Origin of the sequence: Paenibacillus sp. DMB20, assembly GCF_000987955.1 — a bacterium.
Lineage (GTDB): Bacteria > Bacillota > Bacilli > Paenibacillales > Paenibacillaceae > Paenibacillus_AQ.
The window spans coordinates 111083-132211 of record NZ_LAZU01000040.1 but is presented as its reverse complement, the minus strand read 5'-3'; the positions used below and the strand labels follow the sequence as shown (position 1 = coordinate 132211).

The window sequence follows — 21129 nt, the reverse complement described above, 5'->3', positions numbered from 1 at the left end:
TAGCTTATGCCTTGCCCATGGGACGAAACACCGTCGTCAGGGACGGGGGCAGGAGGGAGTCTAATCCGTCATATGTAAAAAAAACAACCCCGAATTTTATTTCGGGGTTGTTGTAAAAGGTATATGTGCCGCTCATCCTTTAATCGTTCGCCTTGTCAGTTCCTTCGCTTGGGATCTCTTCATAAATAATTGGATACGACTGACTTCCGAGCAGCATTCTCCGCCCCTGGAACTCATCATACAGATTGATGCGAACAGCCCCTCCGCTTACATTTTTGCCGAAGTTGTTATTCAATGTAATGGAGTATGATTTATTGCTGCCGATGGTCAAATCGGTGCCGAGGGTTAATGTCTTCTCCGTGGATTGTCCGGTCGGGTCAATAATCTCCATGATGAGCTTGTGTTCATATTCGCCTGTCTCGTAATCGCCATCTCTGGAGAGGTTATAATGAATGACGGTATCAAGCCTATCCTTCCCTTTGCTAAGCTCAGCTTCCCCTCTCGTTATGGAGAGTCTGTACGGGAACAATTCCACATTTCCTAAACTCGCTGCCGGATCTATAGCTCTAGGCCTTAAGGCTAATCCCATGGTATTGATCGATCCTGTTGATTCTTCCCCCAAAGCTGTCAGTTTTCCGTTAGACACACCTTCGCCGATATACAGTACAAGTTCTGAAGTATTCACATTCAGCGGAAGCTTGCTCCAAACCGTAACCAGATTTTTTCCATTCGGACTTGTCTTGTCGGCCGATTGATTGATTTCTGCTTCAAAATACTCGTTGTCCGGTGTTTTGTAGTACGCCACCAGCTGCGCCTGCCTGGAGTAACGTGTTTCCTGACTGGTCATCTCCAGTTCCGTATACATCAAATTGGAGCTGTTTCCCCGGTAAACCGTAGACATGCGTTCACGGATTTCCGCTTTCTTGCCTGGAGTAGAGATACGATATGATTCGCCTGCAGCAACCTGATTCATTACATTGTTGAGCGCGTTGGTTTTGAGCGACAGAAATTTCGTGACCTTTTCTTCAGATACTTCCTGCAGCTCAATTCGTAATTGATTAAAATTGTAGGAATATGGTACCTTGGCAAGCACATACATCTCAACTGTTTCATTTGGCGCCAGGGTCGTTTGATCCGTTGGCACCACGATTTGAGCCGTACTGCTCAAATCTCGCATACCGGCCTTAACCATGGCTTTAAGTTCAGGCAGCTGTACGGCCGAGTCTTTGGTGTTACGAATGCTGATCCGGGCGGCAATTTGATCGCCGTCTCCCCAAGGCAGCCGTTGATACAAGCTTAGCTTTACGCCGAATTTTCCATGACTATTCTCAATGATGTTCTCTAAGCCCAGATGGCTCTTACCTTCTTGAGCATAAGGAATTTTATAATAGGCCGTCGGGAAACGGACCTTCCCTTCCATAGCAGGCTCCATTAATTGCAACTGCAGCATATTCTGTTTCATGTTCAAAGGTACATCTGCCTCGAGATCAATAAGTTTCTCCTCCAGCGGCTTCAACGTAACATTCTCAAACGCCTTCGCATTTACCGGTATGCTGTAACCCTCAGCAGTTCGGATGGAAAGCTCATAAGCTGGCAGCTTTAATGATTTTTCGCCGAGATTTTTAACGCGGAATTGAAGGCTCCATTTCCCGGTATCGTTCTCAGCAAATACGGAAGCACTTTTCAATTGCGTTTCAATCGTACTGTGATTAATGGATATTTTTTTTGACGGCATTATCAGCCGCAGGCACGTCAGCGCTAACGGCAGGAAGCTTGAAGGTTTTTACCGGGAGCGTCATTTTCAAACCTTCGTCTTCCTGCGTGAATTGCATCGTCAACTTGTCTGTTTTCAGATTGGAAGGCACCTCGGCCAGATAGTATATCGTTCTCTTCTGCCCTGGCTGAATCCTGAAGCTTCCTCCTGTATCATCCTCAGGCTCAAGATCGATTACCGAGCCGCCGACTGACTTCAGATGTGCTTTAAACCCAGGATCGCTTAGTATCCTCTTTCCTCCGTTTGCGAGATTAACCCCGACCTTCATATACACTTTCCCATTATCTTTCATTCGTTGCAAACTTTCCGCCTTGACCGTAACAGGCAGCTGTTTCATCATAATCTTTGCGCTTTTGCCTTTAGCAACAGCATTGTCGGAAGCTGCCGCAGGAAGTTTGAACGATTGCACCGGAAGATTCATTTTCAAATCTTTGTCTTCTAGCGCGAGCTGCAATGTCATGCCATTCGTCTTCATCGTGGAAGGAACCTCTGTCCAATAATAGATGATTCTGCTCTCCTGAGGCTGGAGCTTGTAGCTGGTGCTGGCCGAATCGGGCAAGAGCTCGAATACCGAGCCGCCGGCCGATTTTAGAAATGCTTTATAACCGGGATCGCTAAGTGCCGTGGTTCCTCCATTCGAGAGCTTCATCCCCAGTTTTATATATACTTTCCCATTGATTTTATACCTCTGCGCGGTATCTGCCTTAGCCGTAACTGAAAAATCATTCATCTTAATCTTCTTGCTCTTGCCTACAGGAACTACAGATGAATAACGGGCAGGAATCGTGAAACCTCCCAGTCTTTTTTCATAAGTGGGGCTGCTAAAATCCCATCCGAACATGGAAACCTTAATTCCGTTTACCTGTGACGATTTTCCAATATTCGCATAGTACGTCGCGGATTGACTGCTATTCGCATGCAACGTTCTTTTACCGGCATCACTCGTAACTGCTTTTCCTTTTACGATGGCGCCACTCGGCATGGAAACCTTGGAGAAATAATCGATCAGATCTATTCTACTGTTGCTACGGTTACTGTAACGAAGCGTGTATACCAGAATATTGCCGTCGGGCTCGGTAATCATATCCATTCCCGTCAGCTTCACGCTGACGTTCTGCTTCAATGTGACCGAGCCGAGTTTATCCAGTGTGAACATAGAAGCGGCTGCAGCAGATTTGGAAACGGACGAATTAGCTGCGGATGCCCCATATGTATCCATGGCAACGAATGGACTCAACACCGCAGCGCTGAGCATCATGGTCATGCATATCTTTTTTGGCCTGTACATAAATGAACCTCCCGGTAAAAAATAAAATCTATATTCGAGTAATTTTTTTTCTGTCTAATTTGGGAATTTAATGCAATCGAATCTTATCGCCTTCTTGCAGCGGAGCACTGCTCTCAACAATGATCGGCTGATGCTCCATTAAACCGTCTACTGCCGATTGGTTTTCATTCGAATCCATGATCGTAATATAGGTTTTTTTTAACAACAAAGCTGTTGCCTAGCGGTCCGTTTCTTTCCTCGACACCCAATACGTACGATTTGTCTCCTTCTTTGTGGATAGCTTCATTCGGTACTAGGATCAAATCATTCACCGTTTTGGTCAACTGGGTCTCTGCCGGCTCTCCGCCCTTTAGCTCCTTATCCTCAATAGCAATAACCAGTTGCTTCATAGGTGTTGTGTAAGCAGGTGTGTTTCCACCGTTTTCTGGTTCACTAAGCGGTTGTTGTTCGATATCTTTAATATCCTCAATGCTCCCCTCGACTTGTCTGGCATTACTGCCTCCTAATCGAACATTCAGTCTTGCTCCTTTTTCCAGATCATCAATTAATGTCGCTGGAGCCGTAAACTCAAACTCAAAGCCGAGTTTCGAATTGGCGATAATGACATCGGACTCTTCCCCTTTTGACTCAAGCCCCTCCACTGCATTAACCTTCGTAACGATCCCGTCAAAAGGTGCAATCAGTGTGCTGTTTTCTTGCAAATCCTCCTGCAATCTCTGAACTTTCCGTCTTTGGACATCGATATCTATTTGGGTCCTCTTCATATCGTTTTTAGCTTTTACGATTGTTTTCTCATCGTCGCTTATCGAAGCTTCCTTATAACTATTTTGATGCTCCTTTAGCGTAAGCATTAACTGGCTCAATTGCGTCTCTTCATCCTCTATCTGACGCTGGAGCGTCCGTTGGTTGTAAACAACAAGTACCGCTCCTTTCTTAACCGTTTTGCCTTCCTTGGCATGGACCTTCTCGACTTTGCCTCCCGCAGCGCCCGATAAAGCTGCTGTCTCTCGCCACTTCACAATTCCCATACCTTGAAAAGTGTGATTTAATTCCCCTCTTTCCGGTGTTGTAACTGCAACCTTGGGGAGCGTTAACGCCTTTAGAGTATTGCTAAACAACGTCAATGCAACGAGTAGCAACACAAATAAGCCAAAGAAGATGCGAATCCTCCGTTTGCGTCCAGATATCGTTTTACTAGCAAGTTGCACTTCCATTCATATCCCCCCGTAATAGACTAACCTTTAACTCCTGATAGCTGAATGCCCTGTACAAAATAAGACTCAGCGTACAAATACAAAAGCACCATCGGAGTCATATATAAGACGGATGCAGCAAAGGCGACGCCACGTGCATCTTTATTAATGTGCGACAAATACAGCGACAGCGGTTGTTTAAATGCATCCTCAAGAAAAATAAGCGGCTGCTCGACCATATTCCAATGATCAACGAATAGTAGAACGACGAGCGCGGCCATACCGGGCTGAACAAGCGGGACAATAATTTGATAAAAAATTCTCAAATGCCCCGCGCCATCTATTTTGGCCGCTTCGATATAAGAATTAGGAATATGCATCACGAACTGCCTGAGCATAAATACGCCGAAAGCACTGAATATACCCGGCAATATAATGGCTGAAGTTGTATTTATAAGCCCCAGCTTATCGGCAATGATATAATTGGGCACGAGCGTCACCTGAAATGGCATAAGCATCGTTAAAACATATAGAAAGAACAGCTTGTCTCGTCCCGGAAACCTCAGCTTTGCAAACGCATAGGCAGCTAATGACGCAACCAGCACTTGCAAAACAATAATAGGTACGACCATAAACACAGAATTCCAAAACATTTGGAGAAACACAGGTTTGTGAACCAGTACCTCCGCATATTGACGGAAAGATACCCAATCAGGAAGCAGCTTTACATTAATAAATCCATCCTTTTCCCCTGCTTCAATATTGATCAATTGGCCAATGAGATGATAGTTATATTCGATTTCGGCCTCCGTCATGAATGAGTTGGTGACCGTGATCATAATCGGTAACAGCATCATCAAAGCCAGCACACCCATAACTAACGATAGAGTAAGCTTTTGAATGAAAGTCAATTCTCCAACCACCTTGCCTATTCCATGGAATCCCTGAAACGACGTTCGACAGCTAACATCATCATTACAAAAATAAGAATGCAGACTACCATTAACACGGCAGCAGCAGTCAGTTTCTGAACATCGAGAGAAAGAAACATGTTGTTCATATAATGTTGCAACATATAAATACGGTCAAGTGGATAATCGCCTGCAATCAGATATGTTTCGCGAAACACTTTGAATGAATTAATAATAGACATCAGAAAAACAAAAACCATCGTCGGAGTCAAATAAACAAGTGTAATATGGAACCATTTATGAAATCTGCCCGCTCCTTCGATATCTGCCGTTTCATAGTAGTCTTTAGGAATGCTCTGTAGCCCCGCTAGAAATAATATGATGTTGTAGCCAATATTTTTCCACGTATAGACGATGGCCAGCACACCAATGGACCACTCCGATTTCATCCAATCGATCCGCTCCACATTGAAGTTCTGCAACCATGCATTTAAGGTGCCATTCCAGTCAAATACAATTTGCCAGATCATAACGATCGATGCTACGGGTACGACAAGCGGCAATACAAAAGCAGTTTGCAGCCAATTCCGAAGAAACAACTTTTTGTTTAACAACTGAGCAAGCAACAATGACACCAAGATCATAAGGGGCACGCTCACGCTTGTGAACAGAAACGTATTCGTCGCTGCCTTGCGGAAGGAAGAACTCGCAAGCAATGTATCGTAATTATCAAATCCAACAAATGAACCATCGATCGTACTATCCTGAAACGAATAGAGAAATCCCATGCCGAACGGAACGAGATAAAAGATTGAAAAACCGATCAGGCTTGGTGCCAGAAACAGAGCTGCAACGGTCCAGTCTTGACGCAGCTTGCCCCTCATTTTTCTCCAGAATAGATTGCCTTTCACCTTGTACCTCCTTCACCATTTCGAAAAAGAGAGAATGAACCCTGCACCAACTATTCAGGGCTCATCCCTATTTGCTTTCCTATTCGTTTAATACAGTGGTCACCCTGTTTTGGATAAGCCCTGCCACCTCTTCGGGCGATTTTTGCCCAGTAAAATAAGCGTGGGACTCTTCTGTTATGATTTCATTGATTTTAGATTCCTTGTATTGTACGGGATGCTTCGCGTTGACCAGAAACTTTTCCAGGTCGTCGATATCCTCTTTTGTAATGTCATATATGACTCCTTTTAACGGTCCGATCGTCTGATCAGACTCCACTTTTCCTTTTTCCAATGCCTTTTCGGCAATCGATTCGTAGGACTTTTTATTTAATGGAAATCCCGAACTGCTTGCTACATCCTTCATCTCTTCAGATATCATAAATTTCAAGAAGTGCCACGCCTCTTCCTTAACTTCAGACTTCGCGTTAAGGCCTACCGTTTGATATGTTCTAAAATAACCCCCTGCTTCCTGTCCGCTTCCATTCGGTCTTAAGTAAAGCTTAGACTTGTAATCAGCATTATTCGAGTAATATTGACTCTGCTTCAGCGCACGTACATAGTCGCCGGGGGAGTTAATTTGAGTTTCTCGAAAAAGAACATGATTCGCTGCTGGATCAATAACTTTCTCATCCGCTAAACGTTTTACTTCCTTAAGCAAATCGATAAAAGCAGTGGATTCAAAATTGGCCTTCCCGCTTTCTTGATCTACAAACGTTGCATACTGATCGTTAACAAATTCACTAACATATTTACTAATTTTAAAATCCCCTGCAATGATACCTGCAGATCCACCTACACCTAGCCCCGATGCTCCGCCGTCCACAGTCTTGCTAATTTCCTTCGTTGTGTTGGCAAATTGGCTCCAATCCCACTTGCTGTCGTCGACTTTTACACCACTCTTCTCGATCATCGTTTCATTGCCAATGAGAGCGTAAACGAAAAAGCCCATTGGCATTCCGTATAATCCACCATTTACTTTGATTCCTTCCAAAATATTATTGAAATAGTCGTCCCTATTAAAAGTGTCGTCATTATCCATCATCGTGCCCAAATCAACTAGCAGCTTTTTGTTTACATAACTCTCGGTTGGCAAGTGATCCATCTCAATCAGATCAGGTCCTTTACCCGATAGCAGTGCCGTTCCTATCGTTTTCTCGTACTTTTCCAGCTTAGCCTCGCCATCTGCATCCGTAGATTCAACATATTGAACATCGATTGTGATATGAGGGTATTTTGCTTCATATCTCTTCTTTGCTTCTAAGAAGAAATCTTCGTGAAAAAAGGTAGAAAGGACGATCGTTTTTTTTCTGCGTGTTATTAGACGGCGTTGTCCCATTTCCTTCTTTCCCTGCCGAGGCGTTCCCTTTCCCCTCTGTTGATGTATTGGTTTCTCCCACGTTGCCATTACTCGAGTTGGTGCACGCAGTAACGATGACCATCAAAATTGCCATTAAAATAATAATAGATTTTTTCACGTTTATTCTCCCTTTTTCGTTAATGCTGACTCTTCGTTCCAGCGCTTCACTCCATCAGTATAGTTCGGTGATATATGAGGAGTTAGAGAGACTTGTATTGAAGTTGTTCAAGATCCATTCCACTCGATGCCGCTGCTCCTCATTCATTCAAATAGGTCGTTATCCGGTTCTGTATGAGCTCAGCAGTGGCTTCGGCAGATTTCTGACCCGTGAAGAATGCTTTTGCTTCCTCGGAGATGATCTTTGAAAACATGTTGTGTTCGTCATCGTATCCATAATTTCTTAAACGAGCCTCAGATACCAATTCCTTAAATGGTTGAAGATTCTCTTCGGTTGCTTCAATGACCTTGCCAGCCTTAGGATCATTAATCCCTTTCTTCACTACATCTTTAATAGCTTTATCATTGACCGCCTTATTTATAGAAATATTAGATAGCTGCGGGAAGGACTGCATCTCTTCCGACATTAAGAACTTCATGAAATTCCACGCTTCCCCTTTGACCGTAGAATTTGCATTCATCGCTAGCTCTCTGTTCACGCTAAAGGATACGCCTGATTGTTGGTCGGCTGAATGCGGCTTCTGATAGATTTTTGCGTTATCATAATATAAACCGAGACGGAGAAGATAATCCGAAGGGGAGAGGATTCTAGAATATAAGAAATTGGTTTTTTGCGAGCCACCAATGGCTTCCGACGTGATAATATTGTCGTCATACAATGATTTCACTTGCTTAAGCAAATCTATGAATAACGCGGAGTCAAAAGATGCGGTCCGCCCATTGACCAATTTGGCATAATTGTCGGATACAAGGTTATTTAACAGCTGTTCCGGGGGCCAATTGTCCATGGAGACGGCATGCTCTCCCTTATTAGCCAACTCTTTGCTTATTTCTGCAAAATGGCTCCATGTCCACTTCTTATCATCGATGGTGACGCCAGCATTCTCGATATTTGCAGCATCCCCAAACAAAACTTCTAAGTTAAACTCTAAAGGAAGGGTATAAATACCGTCATTCATTCGGGAATTTTCAATAATATTCATTTCGTACAGGCTGGGATCAAAAGTTTTATCCCCCTTTATTAGCTCTTCTAAATTAACAAAAGCCTTTTTGTTGACATACTTCTCAATGGGCAGGGGAATAACCGAAACAGCATATAAATCCGCTCCCTTACCTGATAAAACCTCCGTAGTGGTCTGTTTAACATATCGCTCCACTTCAGCTGGGCTCATCGTTGCCCCCTCAGTAGGAAACTCCTTGAACTGAATCGTCGTATTCGGATGCTGGGCTTCGTATTTTTGCTTCGCTTGCAGGTAGAAATCGTCCGCTGCAAGCAGAGATACAACAACGGTTTTCTTGCCGTCCTTCGTTTCATCAACCGGCATTCCTTCTTCTTCTTTAGCTTGATTGTTACTGTTACTGATGGTTCTATCTGTCGTCTGCGCTCCCCCTTCATTGCCGCCAGTAGGGGCACTGCAAGCAGAGACAATGACCATGATAAACGTGAATAGGATGAACATCGCTTTTTTCATTGTTTTTCTTCCTTCCCATAATCGATCTCTCCGCGATCATCCCGCGGTGTTACTCCATTAAGTGTAGTACAGGGATATATGAGGAGTTAGATAGACTTGTATTGAAGTTGTAAAAACAAAAAAAAGAACCGTCAGAGGTAAATGGTTCCCTGACAGTCCTTTGTTTATCGCGGCTAAAAACCGTAGGCGTGGTTTTGCAGCACCGGGTTAGGCAGGTGGATCTGCTTAGAGCCTGGAATAGTAACTAAGCAGAGCCATGACATCCTTGCTGAAACCGACAATTTCATTTCGTTTCAAATCGGCTGTGACAGCATATTTTAGCTTATCCCCGTCCTTGCTCATGTAATACAATTCCACAACACCGCCCGAGCGCGTCATGTCCTCATTCAGCGTTAATTCGGACAACGGATAGCTCCCTTTATCCCGAATAAATTCTGTTGCGAGAGGAGCAACTTTGTTCATGTAATATTTCACCAATAGATCGTCTTCCACTGTAGACCTGGCATCATCCTGTATCGTTTCTCGCCTTCTGACAGCTCTAATGATATCGCCGTCCTTCGCATTCAGCACGATGAGATAGCCTTCATTAGGATGGGTCGATTTGGTCAGAGTCGTATAATACACGCCGCTAGAATACGAAGCAAAATCAATTTGATCGTTCACCTTTAGTTTTGGAACCACTTTTGGAACCCCTGTTGGCATAACGACGAGGCCCTTATCCGCCTCATTTAGCATCACTTTAAACTTGTTCTGATCAATAACCGCCAACTCGAATTGAAGCTCGTCCTTCGTCAAATTTTCATCGAAGTACTTATTTACAGCATTTAGACTAAGTGTCTTCACCGCATCCTGGGACAGAACGCCCTCATATTCCTCCTCAGAATTCTCGTTCTCTCTGATTATTTTTTTTAACCATGACGGTATCTTTGGGGATCGTATTGAAAACACTCTGGCACCCTGTAGCCAGGATCATGAACGACGCACAAATGATAACTAAAATAAGCCTGTTCATTCCTTTATCCCTCCTTTCGGATGGGTAAGCGCGAATACGACTTCTATGGTAGTGCCTTGGTTTTCATTGCTGTTTACCCGGATGACGGCATTGTGGACACTCGCGACACTTTGACATAACGCAAGACCGAGACCTGCCCCTTTACCGTTTCTTGTCCTGGATTTATCCACCATGTAAAAAGGTTCAAAAATTTTATCCTGATGTTCCTTAGCGATCCCAATGCCCTGATCCATCACTTCAAGCACACAATACCCATCGTGCCATATGACACGCAGCATAATGGTCTGCTGTTCATCCGAAGCTTTGAGTGCATTGTCCACCAGATTGAAGATCAGAACTTTAATCAAATCCTTCTCCAATCTCAGTTTGCCCGATTCGCACTCCGTGACGATAGTCACCTGCTTTTCTTTGGCCATCATGTCCAGCGCAGGCTTGATTTCAGCTATAACCGCTCCCAAATCGTACAATTCCATCTCGAAGTTATCCTCTTGCAACAAAATCAAGTTCATCAGCTTCATTGACAACATCTGTAATCGCTTGCCTTCTGAATAAATCACATTGAGACCGTCCAGAAACGTTTCCTCATCATATTTGGTTGTTCTCATAAAATTCGCATAGGCGATAATTGAAGTCAGCGGCGTATTTAATTCATGTGTAAAATTATTGATAAACCGCTGTTTTTCTTGATTGTTCCGTTCAAGTTCAGTGATGGTGTCCTCCACAACAGCGGCCATATTGTTAAAATTATAGGCCAGCATCCCGATTTCGTCCTTTGATTTCAACTGGACGCGTTCGGAGAAATTCCCCTGTGCAATGACCTGAGCCGTTCGACCCAGCCGATCAATCGATCTCGTCAGTCCCCGGCTTACAAAAAACATGATCAACATATAGAGGAAGCAAGCCGCCACATCCACTTGCGCAAAGAACTGATACTGATCTACACGATCCTGATATACAGAGGTGACATCTACCATATAGGTAAATAGATAGCTTGTACGGTTAACATCCACCATATTTGATGTAAACAGGATCGTTCGCTCATCGATGTCCCGTAAAATATAATTGATTTCATCCGTGCCCAGTTTGCCCAGTTCCTCACGTTGTGTCGGCATTTTGAAATCGGTATTACTGAAGACCACCCGATTCTTCTGATTTCTGATATCCAAATAAACACGTTGTTCATTATTTGTACCAACAAATTCATTAGCGATTCTCGTTAAAACTGTTTTCTCGTAATCAATGGAATCATAGATGCGAAGGATCGGTACAATCGCGTTGACGCTGGATTGAATACTCATATTTTGGCTTAACGCACTATTGATCTCCTGCTCAAGCATTCTGTTGTGGCTGCGCTCGATAACCATAATGGAGGCTGCGTTAAAGATAATGACGAAGACCAGAATCGAGAAGACATAAATTTTTTGCCAAAATTTCATCTCCTCAATCCTCCAGCCGATAGCCGAGTTTATAAATGGTCTTGATGTGATCTTGCAACTCCAGTTTTTTGCGCAGTGATTTAATATGCATATCGACCGTTCTTGTTTCGCCATAATATTCGGCGCCCCATACTTTATCGATGAACTGCTCTCTTGATAAGGCGATGTTCTTGTTTTTCAGCAGAACGACAAGCAAATCATATTCTTTTGGAGTCAGCTCTACAACTTCCCCCTGTTTGGTTACTTCCCGTTTGTCCAGATCGACGAGAAGGGTTTGGAATGCCATCACCTGTTCTTCTTTGTTATATCTTCGCAGTACCGTTTCTATGCGGGCCAGCAGCTCAATCGCTTCGAAAGGCTTGACCATGTAATCATCAGCCCCCAGCTTCAACCCGTCCACTTTATTATAAACCGAGTTTTTCGCCGTCAAAAAAAATAACCGGAATATTGTACGGCCTAATTCGCTTCATAAGTTCAAAACCGTCCAGTTTCGGAATCATGACATCCAACAAAATAAGATCGAACTTTTCCCGTTGCACTAGCTCAAGCGCAGCTTCGCCATCGTAAACCTCCATCGTTTCGTAGCTCACGATATTAAGATTCATTTTAATGATTTTGGATATATGAACGTCGTCTTCAACAATCAAAATCTTTTTGCTCATCCTCTGAATCTCCTAACACAAATAATAGTCACTATCTTAATGCTACGATAAAGAAGCCGCATTAAAATTGCAACCGAGTACTAGGTTCAAGCACTAACTTTGGCATGGAGCCAATTATCTTTTACAAACGTTCGTCATTTTGGAAATTAAGAGAAAAATGGTCAGCGTCATTATATACAGCAAACTCATATCCTTTTTCCTTGTAAAATGCAATTATTTCTGGAAGTGCTTGTAAGGTTTGTGGTTTTTCATGCATGAGAATAACTTCTCTGTCCATTCTAGTTTGCTTTTTGATATTTTTTACAATTTGGTTTGGATTATCTTCTAAATCCCAGTCCTTAGAATCAATTGTCCAATCCCAAACTTTAATTCCGGAGTTTACAACTGAATTACGAACTTGTTCGCTTTTCAATCCTGGTGCTGAACCATAAGGTGGACGAACCAACTTAGGATTTGTACCTGTAATATCTTCAATTAGAGACAATGTTTCTTTCATCTCTGATACAAACAGTCCGTTATTGTATAGCTTTTTTGTAATCATGCGATATACTATGAGCTCCAACGTAATGGCCTTCTTCTGTGGCTCGTTTGACACTTTCTTGTAAATCGTTTTTTTTGCAGATTAGCTCCCTGCATAAAAAAAGGTTGCTTGTATATCTTGCTCTTTTAATAAATCTAAGAATTGATCCGTTAAAGTAGTAGGGCCATCATCAAATGTTAAATAAACAACTTTGTCCCCAGGCTTTCCATCTGATCTTTTTTGTTTTGCTGGTTGTTTGGTACTTTGTACGATATTTTCTTTGGCTGCTACATCTTCTTCAAGAGCAGCAGTGAGTTTCCCTATTAAAAAGATCATTAGGAAACCAGCTGCTAGAACAACGACAAATCTTCTTCTCGCCTTTATTGCCCTACTTTTTTTTATTGTCGTTTTGTGATATTTTCATTATTTATCTAGCCCTTCCATGAAGTTTCAGGTGGGTCACTAACCCCTTTCTAATCTTCTCTATCCGTAAAATAATCTTGGATCCCGTTCACTATGCCCTGGGCCGTTCGATCCTGATGACTTTCACTGAGCATATTCGTTTCATCGCTCGGGTTCGTGAGGAACCCTACCTCCAGCAAAATCGCGGGAATGTTGCTATCCGTCAGTATCTTCCAACCTTCCTTTCTCACGCCGCGATCCCTGAATCCAGCAGCCTCCACCAAGTGCTCGTGCACCTCGTGTGCGAACGGAATACTATCGTCCCCATAATAATATGTTTCGGTGCCAGATACATCGGGATCTGTATATGTGTTCCCATGAATGGAGACCAAAGCATCCGCATCGAGATCGTGTGCGAATTTGTTACGATCCTCCAGATCGACAAAGGTATCGTCCGTACGCGTCATGTACGCCTCGAACATTGGCTCTTGCTGGAGCAGGTCGAATACCTTCTTTGACAACGCTAGCGTGTACGCTCTCTCATGGTTGCCGCTGACTCCTTCCGCGCCGGGATCCTTGCCTCCATGCCCTGCATCGATCACGATTTTGTAGCGTTGGGATATTTGTTGTGGCATTTCCGTTTCTTTGATCGGTGGAACTGTCAACTCGGCGGAAACCGAGGGTGAAAATTGCTCATAGATCGACCAAATCATTCCTATCAAAGCAACGACAATTACCACCATTATCGCTTGGCGGCCTTGACGATGTTTTCTGTTTTTCATTTTCATGCTATCTCCTCACTCCGATTGATCGGCGAATGCTGATATCTCAATTACTCAACAAGTGTAGCAGGTGGATATATGATAAGTTAGATCATCTTGTATAGAAGTTGTAAAATTTGATTTTAACTGACAGCACACAAGAATATATTGGTGCATATCCTTGAAAAACCAATTAAATTGACGAATAATCCACATATCAGGTTTTGAATTCCCATCAAAAATAGCATCTCTAAGGAAACGGCTACCGCCGAATCCTATGGATGCTATACGCTCGATATATTTTCCGATTGTACGTCGTAACAATATTCTATCTTCAAATACTATCTATTGAATTAACTTTAATTCCAGATGCATTAGAAATATCTCGGTTCTTGCGAGATAAAGATGGCAACCCTCTGAAGTTTATACTTTCTTATCTCTAAAAAAAAACGACTGCACCTGTAACCTGCAGCCGTCTTTCATCATTCGCTAACCCCAACCTTGATTCTCCACTATGCCGCCATCATCATATCAGCCTGCGTCGAAGAAGCATGAACATAAGTATTTATGCCGCGGCGCGATTTGGCCGAGAATATGCCGATGGCGTGGGCCACGGATTCCTCGCCCTGCACAAGCCTCAATACCTCGGAAACGTCTCCCGCTTCGTATGCGGCCGCCAATGTTCTTAAAAGCACCTTGGTATGCTCTTCCTCGGCCATTTCCGGTCGTGCGTTCTCGTCATTCCGATCCGCTTCCCGCAGCTCCTTTAACGCCCGGTGGCAGGCCGCCTTGACGGCTCCCTCCGTCGTCCGAAGAACTTTGGCCGTTTCCGCGACGGTGTAGCCGAACACGTTCCTCATCAGGAAAACCGTTCGCTGCAGAGGGGACAACCGCTCCAATAACACTTTAAACGCCAGCTCTAGGTCAAACCTGTCTGATTCCCGGTGCAGGACGTTCTCCTCCTGAAGGTGATTTCTCTCTTCCTGCAAAATTCGGTCAAGCACCTTTTGTCTCCGCAACTGGTCGATCCATGTATTTTTGGCGGTTCGAAGAAGCAGCGCTTCGGGATTGGCATGCTTGCCGCCTTCGATCTTTTCAAGCGTTTTGATCCATGTGTCCTGTACCAGATCTTCCGAATCCCATACTGACTGCGTCAGGGACAAGCAATATCGGTTAAGGAGCGCATTCAGCTGCTCCAGATCGCAATCCTTCGGCCTTTCCATCGAATACAACTTTTTGGCCATGCTTCACAGTCAGCTCCTTTGTTCTGTTTTTCCGCCAGGGGGCTTGATAAGTAAACGAATGAGAAGTTCTTTTCGTTACGCTACATATAGCCCTTTTTTTTCTTCGGTTCATCGTAACCATTCATCTTCCCCGTTCGTTTACATGTCGCTATGACAAAATGAGCAAGGAGGAAACCACCATGAATTTTATGCCCTATGTTGTGGAACAAACGAGCCGGGGAGAACGTTCTTACGATATTTATTCCCGGTTGCTCAAAGACCGAATCGTATTTGTCGGTTCGGAGATTAACGACCAACTGGCTAACAGCATTAACGCCCAGCTGCTGTTTCTTGCGGCGGAAGATCCAGATAAGGATATTTTCATGTACATCAACAGCCCGGGAGGGTCGGTCAGCGCAGGTTTGGGCATGTTTGACACCATGCAGTATATCAAACCCCAGGTCCATACCATCTGCACCGGTTATGCAGCGTCGTTCGGAGCCGTTTTGCTTTTGGCCGGGGCCAAGGGCAAGCGCTTCGCGCTGCCTAACAGCGAAATCATGATTCACCAGCCGTTGGGAGGCGTTCAGGGGCAGGCCAGCGATATCGAGATCTCCGCCAAGCGAATCCTGAAGACCCGGGAAAGACTCGCTAACATTATGTCGGAGCGCACCGGACAGCCGGTGGAGAAAGTGATGAAGGATATGGACCGGGATTATTTTATGACCGCCCATGAAGCCAAAGAATACGGGATTATTGACGAGGTCCTGGAGCCGAAATAAGACGCCGCGAGGCGCATTCATCATTGACTCTGCTTATCTCCAAATCAAAAATAGGATGAATTGAAGGATCAGGATGACGAGTCCAAGGATCAGGAGCATTTTGCCTGCATCCTGCTTGTTAGGGTCGTCGCTGAAGGATGCAACGCCGCCGACGATAAGACCGACAAACGGAAGGAGAATGGTTGAAATCACGATCAATGTCATCGCCGTATTGTCGGGTGTCGGCGGCAATTCTTTAATATTATGCCTTAATGAAGTCCTCTTTGATTTCCTCCTTAGGATCCCAAACCGACCATGCGGCCTCAAGCAAATTCCCCTCATTGTCTCTGAAGTAAAAATATTTGGCCTCTCCGTTCCCAAGAGTATGCAGGTCCTGTACGTCAACCCCCTGATGTTTTAAGGCGTTGTACGTTTTTTCAATATCCGGGCAGTTGATGGCCATCGCCGGAAAAGGCCGGCCGTTTCGGGTGATTTCCAATCTTGCCGCATCCCCGGTCTCAATCAGCAGCAACGCTATCGATTGTTTCCCGGGGTGGTGAAGCACCGCCAACCATGAACCGCGGTCCTCAAATTTATTAACCAGTTTAAACTCCAGATGGCTCGTATACCAGGCAATCGATTCGTCAAGATGGGAAGTAGGTACATATACATAGCCGATTCGCGTAAATAAAAAATCGTTGATCATGGAAAACCTCCTGCTATGGGATTGTACCGGGACCGAACCTGAAATCATAAAGCCAGGTTGTTACCTGATACTTATAGCAACATTATAAGCTAGCAGATGGACTGAATACCATTTAAAGTTAACCGTGGTTAAAACTCTCACTAGCTTCGATACCTCAAATTAAAAAGATTGACTTATTCATAAATGAAAGCAAGTCAATCTTTTTACCCGGGAAGCCCGGTCGATCTTGAGCAGGTCAAGCTTTTTCATGTTTTATTTTCGTACGAGCGTATGCCTTTCAGAAAAAAAATCGATGAGCATCCTCAGGCTTTCGTCCCGGTCGATCGGAATATTGAAGTTCCCGGTCTGCTCCAGCGAGGCAAAACCATGCAGCATGCTGTGCAGCCCTCTCACGGTATGGACCGCCGCATCCCCTTTCAATCCGTAACCGCCAAGCACCCGAACCAGAAGCTCGACCGGCTGGCGGGCAGCCGCATCCGTTTCTTCATCGTCCCAATCCGCAGCTCGGACCACGGCGTCGTATAGACCGGGATGTTCCCGGACAAACCGGATGTAGGCATTAGCAATCGCATGGACGGCATCGTCTTCCGAACGGCCTACAGCCGCAAACGTAAGCGCTTCGGTCAGCATTTTCATTCCGTAGAGGGCAAGCTTTTGTCGCAATCCGGGCAGCCCGTTCACATGGTTGTACAAGGAAGGCGACCGAATACCAAGCTCCTTGGCAAGCGAAGCAAGGGTCACCTCATCCAATCCGTTGGTATCCGCCAATTCCGCAGCCGTCTGCAGAATAAGCTGTAAGTCCAACCTTACTCTAGTCACTCGCGTTTCAGCTCCTCATGATTTGAATCGACATCAAGGAGATTGGAGAAAAAATTCCAAGCGTCTTATCCTCAATTATAGTTATTTATGAAATAGAAACAAAACCAATCGTTCTTAAAGCTTCCGTTCCTTATTGCTCCCCCTGGGCATGAACGCTCCAATCAATCCGTATCCCAAGCCAAAAGTTGCAGCGGACGCGCCAAAAAAAAACATTGAACAACAGCGCTTCCGAGGAAATCAGCCTCCCGCCTCCAAAGACGACGAGGATCATCCCCGTTGGGAAAATACAAAAAAAGGCTGCACGTCAGTGGATATATTAAGAGACCCCAACCTTTGCTCTTGACGAAACGACATCGTTTATGTATCAGAAAACATGTAAGCAGGCATAAAGGAATCAGTACGACACTATAAGCCAGCCCGGACCAAAAAAAGCAACGAATCGTTATCCCCTTGACTTACCGCCTGTCCCCATCCCAGCCATAAAACGCATGCATAGACTCCATAACCGATCCAATAGGATATTGCAAACAAGGGAACAAGCAATAAACTTTGAAGTCTAGATATCGGATTCACCCGCCCTCCATCCGACCGCCTGGCTCCATGTATGCGCCCTTTTCATGATTTCCCAGACGACGGGCGATTTCTCCTCCACATACTTTTTACGCTGATTGCCGTATAGGTTCATCAATCTGTATTTCGTATCCGCATACAAGCGGCAATCCTCGGGGTGTGCGCGCAAATAATCCCTAAACAGCAGATGAAGCTGCTCCGACCAGCTTCCGGCTTCCCGCACATGTATATGCGTTCTGCGCATGCCTCCGCTTTCTCTAAAATATCGCTTGCTGAGATCGGGATTGTCCGAACGGTAATGATAGCCGAGTTTATCCAGCATCCGCCGATAATTCATCGACTCCAAAGATTTCACGGAGATTTGAACGTCGATTACAGGCTTTGCATCCAGACCGGGAACAGACGTCGAGCCGATATGGTCGATACGAACCGCAGTACCGCCCATTGCATTCCTTATAGCCCCGCCAATCTCCTTGAATTCATCTTTCCAGAGGCTGTTGTAGGGTACACAACGATAATGAGATCGGTCATCTTTATCTCCTTAGAAATTTTTAATAAAAAAAAGGGATGGGGGGATAATCAACTGAACCCAATCGCTAAGCCTATGTTAAATAAAAGGCGGCAGAGGATTCGTTCCCGTGCCGCCGTTTCTCCGTACCGCCAGTTGTCATGTCTTTGGAATTGTGCATGACGGCTTAATAACGGATGGCAGTACATCATCCGTTTTGCCCGTTGAGACGGCTTCATTCGCCGCATCCGTTGAGTCCGGGATCCGATCGGTTATCCGTTTTTGCTCCCGGTCCTGAATTTCATGAAAGACCAGACAACCAATATCAGCAGGACGGACAGACATACGCTGATGCTGACCCGGTTCTGTCCATCTGCCAGAAACAGGATCGAGATAACCGATAGGCAAAGCGCAGTAAGGGCGGTTACATAGGGGAATCCCCATACTTTAAAGCTGGGCTGCGCCGGATAAGCCTTGCGAAGCTTGAGCTGCGAAAGACAAATGCAGATCCAAACCAGTACAACAACAAAGCCCGGAACAGCCATCAAGACCCGAAACAACTGGTCTTGCGCAATCAGTCCCAGCAGGGAACCCGCTAAAAGAATGACAGCGCAGAGTTTCAGCGTATTGAGAGGAATACCTTTGTTTGAGGTCTTGGCCAGGCTCTTTGGAGCCTCCCCGGCGGCTGCCATGGAGTAAATCATGCGCGTCGCGCCATAGATGCCGGAGTTGGCTGCCGACAGCACGGCCGTTACCAATATGAAATTCATAATGTGGGCGGTTCCCTGCAGTCCCGCAGCGGACAACACCTGAACGAACGGACTCGCCTCTCCCCCCAGCTGGTTCCACGGAATCAATCCGCAAATGATCAGGATCGGCAGCGTAAAAAACAAAATCACCCTTAAAATAAAGTTGCGCACGACTTTAGGCAGGATTTTCTCCGCATTTTCGGTTTCGGTTAACGTGAGGCCGATCAGCTCCGAGCCTCCATACGAAAAGGTCACGACCAGCAGGGCCGAAAATATGGCGAGCCATCCATTGGGCAAAAACCCGCCGTAAGCGGTAAAATTCTGAAGGTACGGGGTATCCGCACTCGGAATTATGCCAAACATAAGAAAGCTTCCCAGCACGATAAAAATAATAATCATGGCGATTTTTATCCCTGCAAGCCAGAATTCCACTTCGCCAAAGCTTCCGACGCTCATCATGTTGATGAAAATGATCAGCGCCGCGCTTCCAAGGCTCAGCACCCACAGCGGTACATCCGGAAACCAGTATTGCAGAAAGCTGCCTGCCGCAATCACTTCAATCACGCATACCGACAGCCACATGAAACAATACATCCAGCCCATGACAAAAGAAACCCGCTCTCCAAAGGCTTCCCGGACAAAGTCTTTCATGTTGCGGCCCGGATATACCGTGGCCATTTCCGTCATCGCTCCCATAACGACCAGAAGGAGCAGTCCCGCAAAGATATAAGAGAAAATAACGCCCGGACCGGCGAGACTGATCGTCTCGGCACTGCCTTTAAATATCCCGGTGCCGATGACCCCGCCCATAGCCATAAAGCTGATATGCCTTGGCCTCAATTTTTTCTGTAATGAATCTTCTTCCCGCATTGCCATGTACATATCCCCCTGATGACTATCTAATCAACCTATTGATAAGTATAACCTTTTCGGCAAAGGAAACAACTCTTAGAAATTAGCAAGAATGTTGGAAGAAGTGCGTCAACATGCCGTTAATCAACCCCGCATCCTTGATCGCGCCGATAACGGTCGCGCCTGCGTACTTTATGAACAAATGAAATAATCGACGATAAAAAAGTTCTCCGGGGTGATAATAAAGGGCCCGGGATGCCCCGGGCCCTTTATTCTTCTCGTTATGATTGCCGGCAGATCATGCTTTCACTGCAGGATTGAACGGCATGGCTTGATCATTCCGGCTTTCATTCATGGCCTCCGGTCGAGACAATCCTTACATTGCTGATTTTGGACATGTTGCCGGCCGTATCGTACGCCACGATAAAATAATGATATGTTGTATTCGGCGTCAATCCGCTATCCTTGAAATCGGTTGTCTTCGACGTTCCGATGACGGAGTTGTTACGGTAAATCTTATACTCCGCAATTCCCGCATTATCGAAAGAAGGAGCCCATTTCAGTTCTACGGATGAGCCGGATACCGCGGCCGCTTTTTCGATGGTTGGCTGTATCGGCGCTTCGGTGTCCGCGATGGTCGGCGACCACCAGTTGCCCGAGACGACAATCATAGTTAAGAGACGCAGGGTATTGCCAAAATAGACGTCATCGCTCGTGGAGATCGAGGCATTGTGATCCCACAAACGGTTGAGCCAATCCTGATTGGCCGGGTCGATCATCGCGCTGACCATCATCGGGGAGGAAAACGCGATATCCGTATAATCCACGAGCGGGTTCGAACCGTCCAACTTGTAACCGCCATGGATTTTGCTTGGATCATCCCCGGTCACCTGGCGGATCCAAGACGTCATTTGGTTCAACTGCTCCTTGGCACGGGCATCTCCGGTCAAGAGAGCGTCGGTACCGATCCGCCAAGGAATGCGCGACGAGTTGTAGCTGAAATCGCCGTCCGTTTCGGACTCCAAG

General features: G+C 45.3%; 17 protein-coding genes and 3 pseudogenes. 1 reads left to right on the top strand and 19 read right to left on the bottom strand.

The window, feature by feature from the left end; all coding sequences use genetic code 11:
- Window positions 1-139 precede the first annotated feature (139 nt).
- The 13 genes and pseudogenes from XI25_RS35265 to XI25_RS24085 form a co-directional block, all read right to left on the bottom strand.
- A complete protein-coding gene (locus XI25_RS35265) occupies window positions 140-1735 on the bottom strand; it encodes a hypothetical protein (RefSeq protein WP_235440160.1) in 1596 nt (531 codons plus the stop codon).
- The gene (locus tag XI25_RS35260; protein WP_235440158.1) at window positions 1710-3062 is read right to left on the bottom strand and encodes a hypothetical protein; all 1353 of its coding nucleotides are present in this window, start codon (window positions 3060-3062) and stop codon (window positions 1710-1712) included. The genes XI25_RS35265 and XI25_RS35260 overlap by 26 nt, the downstream gene beginning before the upstream one ends.
- A 164-nt stretch (window positions 3063-3226) precedes the next feature.
- A complete protein-coding gene (locus XI25_RS24135; RefSeq protein WP_052759744.1) occupies window positions 3227-4276 on the bottom strand; it encodes an efflux RND transporter periplasmic adaptor subunit in 1050 nt (349 codons plus the stop codon).
- Between the two features lie 20 nt (window positions 4277-4296).
- A complete protein-coding gene (locus XI25_RS24130) occupies window positions 4297-5130 on the bottom strand; it encodes a carbohydrate ABC transporter permease (RefSeq protein ID WP_046680646.1) in 834 nt (277 codons plus the stop codon).
- A gap of 53 nt (window positions 5131-5183) precedes the next feature.
- The gene (locus tag XI25_RS24125; RefSeq protein ID WP_046680645.1) at window positions 5184-6050 is read right to left on the bottom strand and encodes a carbohydrate ABC transporter permease; all 867 of its coding nucleotides are present in this window, start codon (window positions 6048-6050) and stop codon (window positions 5184-5186) included.
- Between the two features lie 106 nt (window positions 6051-6156).
- On the bottom strand, window positions 6157-7452 hold the full coding sequence (locus XI25_RS24120; protein WP_235440156.1) for an ABC transporter substrate-binding protein: 1296 nt from the start codon (window positions 7450-7452) through the stop codon (window positions 6157-6159).
- Window positions 7453-7730: 278 nt separating this feature from the next.
- Window positions 7731-9122, bottom strand: coding sequence for an ABC transporter substrate-binding protein (locus XI25_RS24115; protein ID WP_052759743.1), 1392 nt, complete (start codon window positions 9120-9122; stop codon window positions 7731-7733).
- A 225-nt stretch (window positions 9123-9347) separates the two neighbouring features.
- Window positions 9348-9965, bottom strand: coding sequence for a hypothetical protein (locus XI25_RS24110; RefSeq protein WP_052759742.1), 618 nt, complete (start codon window positions 9963-9965; stop codon window positions 9348-9350).
- Between the two features lie 165 nt (window positions 9966-10130).
- The gene (locus XI25_RS24105; protein WP_046680602.1) at window positions 10131-11570 is read right to left on the bottom strand and encodes a sensor histidine kinase; all 1440 of its coding nucleotides are present in this window, start codon (window positions 11568-11570) and stop codon (window positions 10131-10133) included.
- A 4-nt stretch (window positions 11571-11574) separates the two neighbouring features.
- Window positions 11575-12232: pseudogene (locus XI25_RS24100) on the bottom strand (response regulator transcription factor).
- 121 nt (window positions 12233-12353) lie between these two features.
- A pseudogene (locus XI25_RS24095) lies at window positions 12354-13154 on the bottom strand (polysaccharide deacetylase family protein).
- Between the two features lie 71 nt (window positions 13155-13225).
- Window positions 13226-13936 carry an N-acetylmuramoyl-L-alanine amidase family protein gene (locus tag XI25_RS24090; protein WP_235440154.1) on the bottom strand — a complete coding sequence of 237 codons (711 nt, stop codon included), beginning with the start codon at window positions 13934-13936 and terminating at the stop codon, window positions 13226-13228.
- A gap of 491 nt (window positions 13937-14427) precedes the next feature.
- Window positions 14428-15159 carry an RNA polymerase sigma factor gene (locus XI25_RS24085; RefSeq protein WP_052759741.1) on the bottom strand — a complete coding sequence of 244 codons (732 nt, stop codon included), beginning with the start codon at window positions 15157-15159 and terminating at the stop codon, window positions 14428-14430.
- Between the two features lie 158 nt (window positions 15160-15317).
- Here XI25_RS24085 and clpP point away from each other — a divergent pair, with 158 nt between their 5' ends.
- Entirely contained in the window at window positions 15318-15920 is a 603-nt protein-coding gene (gene clpP, locus XI25_RS24080; protein WP_082112487.1) for an ATP-dependent Clp endopeptidase proteolytic subunit ClpP, read from the top strand.
- A gap of 33 nt (window positions 15921-15953) precedes the next feature.
- Here clpP and XI25_RS24075 read toward each other — a convergent pair whose 3' ends face one another.
- The 6 genes and pseudogenes from XI25_RS24075 to XI25_RS35255 all read right to left on the bottom strand — a co-directional run bounded on the left by XI25_RS24075 (window position 15954) and on the right by XI25_RS35255 (window position 21128).
- Entirely contained in the window at window positions 15954-16151 is a 198-nt protein-coding gene (locus tag XI25_RS24075; protein ID WP_046680599.1) for a hypothetical protein, read from the bottom strand.
- A gap of 10 nt (window positions 16152-16161) precedes the next feature.
- Entirely contained in the window at window positions 16162-16605 is a 444-nt protein-coding gene (locus tag XI25_RS24070) for a VOC family protein (RefSeq protein WP_046680598.1), read from the bottom strand.
- A 252-nt stretch (window positions 16606-16857) separates the two neighbouring features.
- Window positions 16858-17424 carry a TetR/AcrR family transcriptional regulator gene (locus tag XI25_RS24065; protein WP_046680597.1) on the bottom strand — a complete coding sequence of 189 codons (567 nt, stop codon included), beginning with the start codon at window positions 17422-17424 and terminating at the stop codon, window positions 16858-16860.
- A 556-nt stretch (window positions 17425-17980) separates the two neighbouring features.
- Window positions 17981-18493 (bottom strand): annotated as a pseudogene (locus XI25_RS24060) (GrpB family protein); the annotation flags it as partial.
- A 281-nt stretch (window positions 18494-18774) separates the two neighbouring features.
- Complete coding sequence (locus XI25_RS24055; RefSeq protein ID WP_046680595.1) at window positions 18775-20127, bottom strand: amino acid permease; 1353 nt, start codon at window positions 20125-20127, stop codon at window positions 18775-18777.
- Between the two features lie 323 nt (window positions 20128-20450).
- Window positions 20451-21128 carry a fibronectin type III domain-containing protein gene (locus XI25_RS35255; protein ID WP_235440152.1) on the bottom strand — a complete coding sequence of 226 codons (678 nt, stop codon included), beginning with the start codon at window positions 21126-21128 and terminating at the stop codon, window positions 20451-20453.
- Window position 21129: the final 1 nt, after the last annotated feature.

Excerpts from the sequence above, each read along its gene's own strand:
- XI25_RS35265 (WP_235440160.1), bottom strand. The coding sequence starts at position 1,735 with ATGCCGTCAAAAAAAATATCCATTAATCACAGTACGATTGAAACGCAA.
- XI25_RS35260 (WP_235440158.1), bottom strand. The coding sequence starts at position 3,062 with ATGTACAGGCCAAAAAAGATATGCATGACCATGATGCTCAGCGCTGCG.
- XI25_RS24135 (WP_052759744.1), bottom strand. The coding sequence starts at position 4,276 with ATGGAAGTGCAACTTGCTAGTAAAACGATATCTGGACGCAAACGGAGG.
- XI25_RS24130 (WP_046680646.1), bottom strand. The coding sequence starts at position 5,130 with ATGGGTGTGCTGGCTTTGATGATGCTGTTACCGATTATGATCACGGTC.
- XI25_RS24125 (WP_046680645.1), bottom strand. The coding sequence starts at position 6,050 with ATGAGGGGCAAGCTGCGTCAAGACTGGACCGTTGCAGCTCTGTTTCTG.
- XI25_RS24120 (WP_235440156.1), bottom strand. The coding sequence starts at position 7,452 with ATGGGACAACGCCGTCTAATAACACGCAGAAAAAAAACGATCGTCCTT.
- XI25_RS24115 (WP_052759743.1), bottom strand. The coding sequence starts at position 9,122 with ATGAAAAAAGCGATGTTCATCCTATTCACGTTTATCATGGTCATTGTC.
- XI25_RS24105 (WP_046680602.1), bottom strand. The coding sequence starts at position 11,570 with ATGAAATTTTGGCAAAAAATTTATGTCTTCTCGATTCTGGTCTTCGTC.
- XI25_RS24090 (WP_235440154.1), bottom strand. The coding sequence starts at position 13,936 with ATGAAAAACAGAAAACATCGTCAAGGCCGCCAAGCGATAATGGTGGTA.
- XI25_RS24085 (WP_052759741.1), bottom strand. The coding sequence starts at position 15,159 with ATGGCCAAAAAGTTGTATTCGATGGAAAGGCCGAAGGATTGCGATCTG.
- clpP (WP_082112487.1), top strand. The coding sequence starts at position 15,318 with ATGAGCAAGGAGGAAACCACCATGAATTTTATGCCCTATGTTGTGGAA.
- XI25_RS24070 (WP_046680598.1), bottom strand. The coding sequence starts at position 16,605 with ATGATCAACGATTTTTTATTTACGCGAATCGGCTATGTATATGTACCT.
- XI25_RS24055 (WP_046680595.1), bottom strand. The coding sequence starts at position 20,127 with ATGGCAATGCGGGAAGAAGATTCATTACAGAAAAAATTGAGGCCAAGG.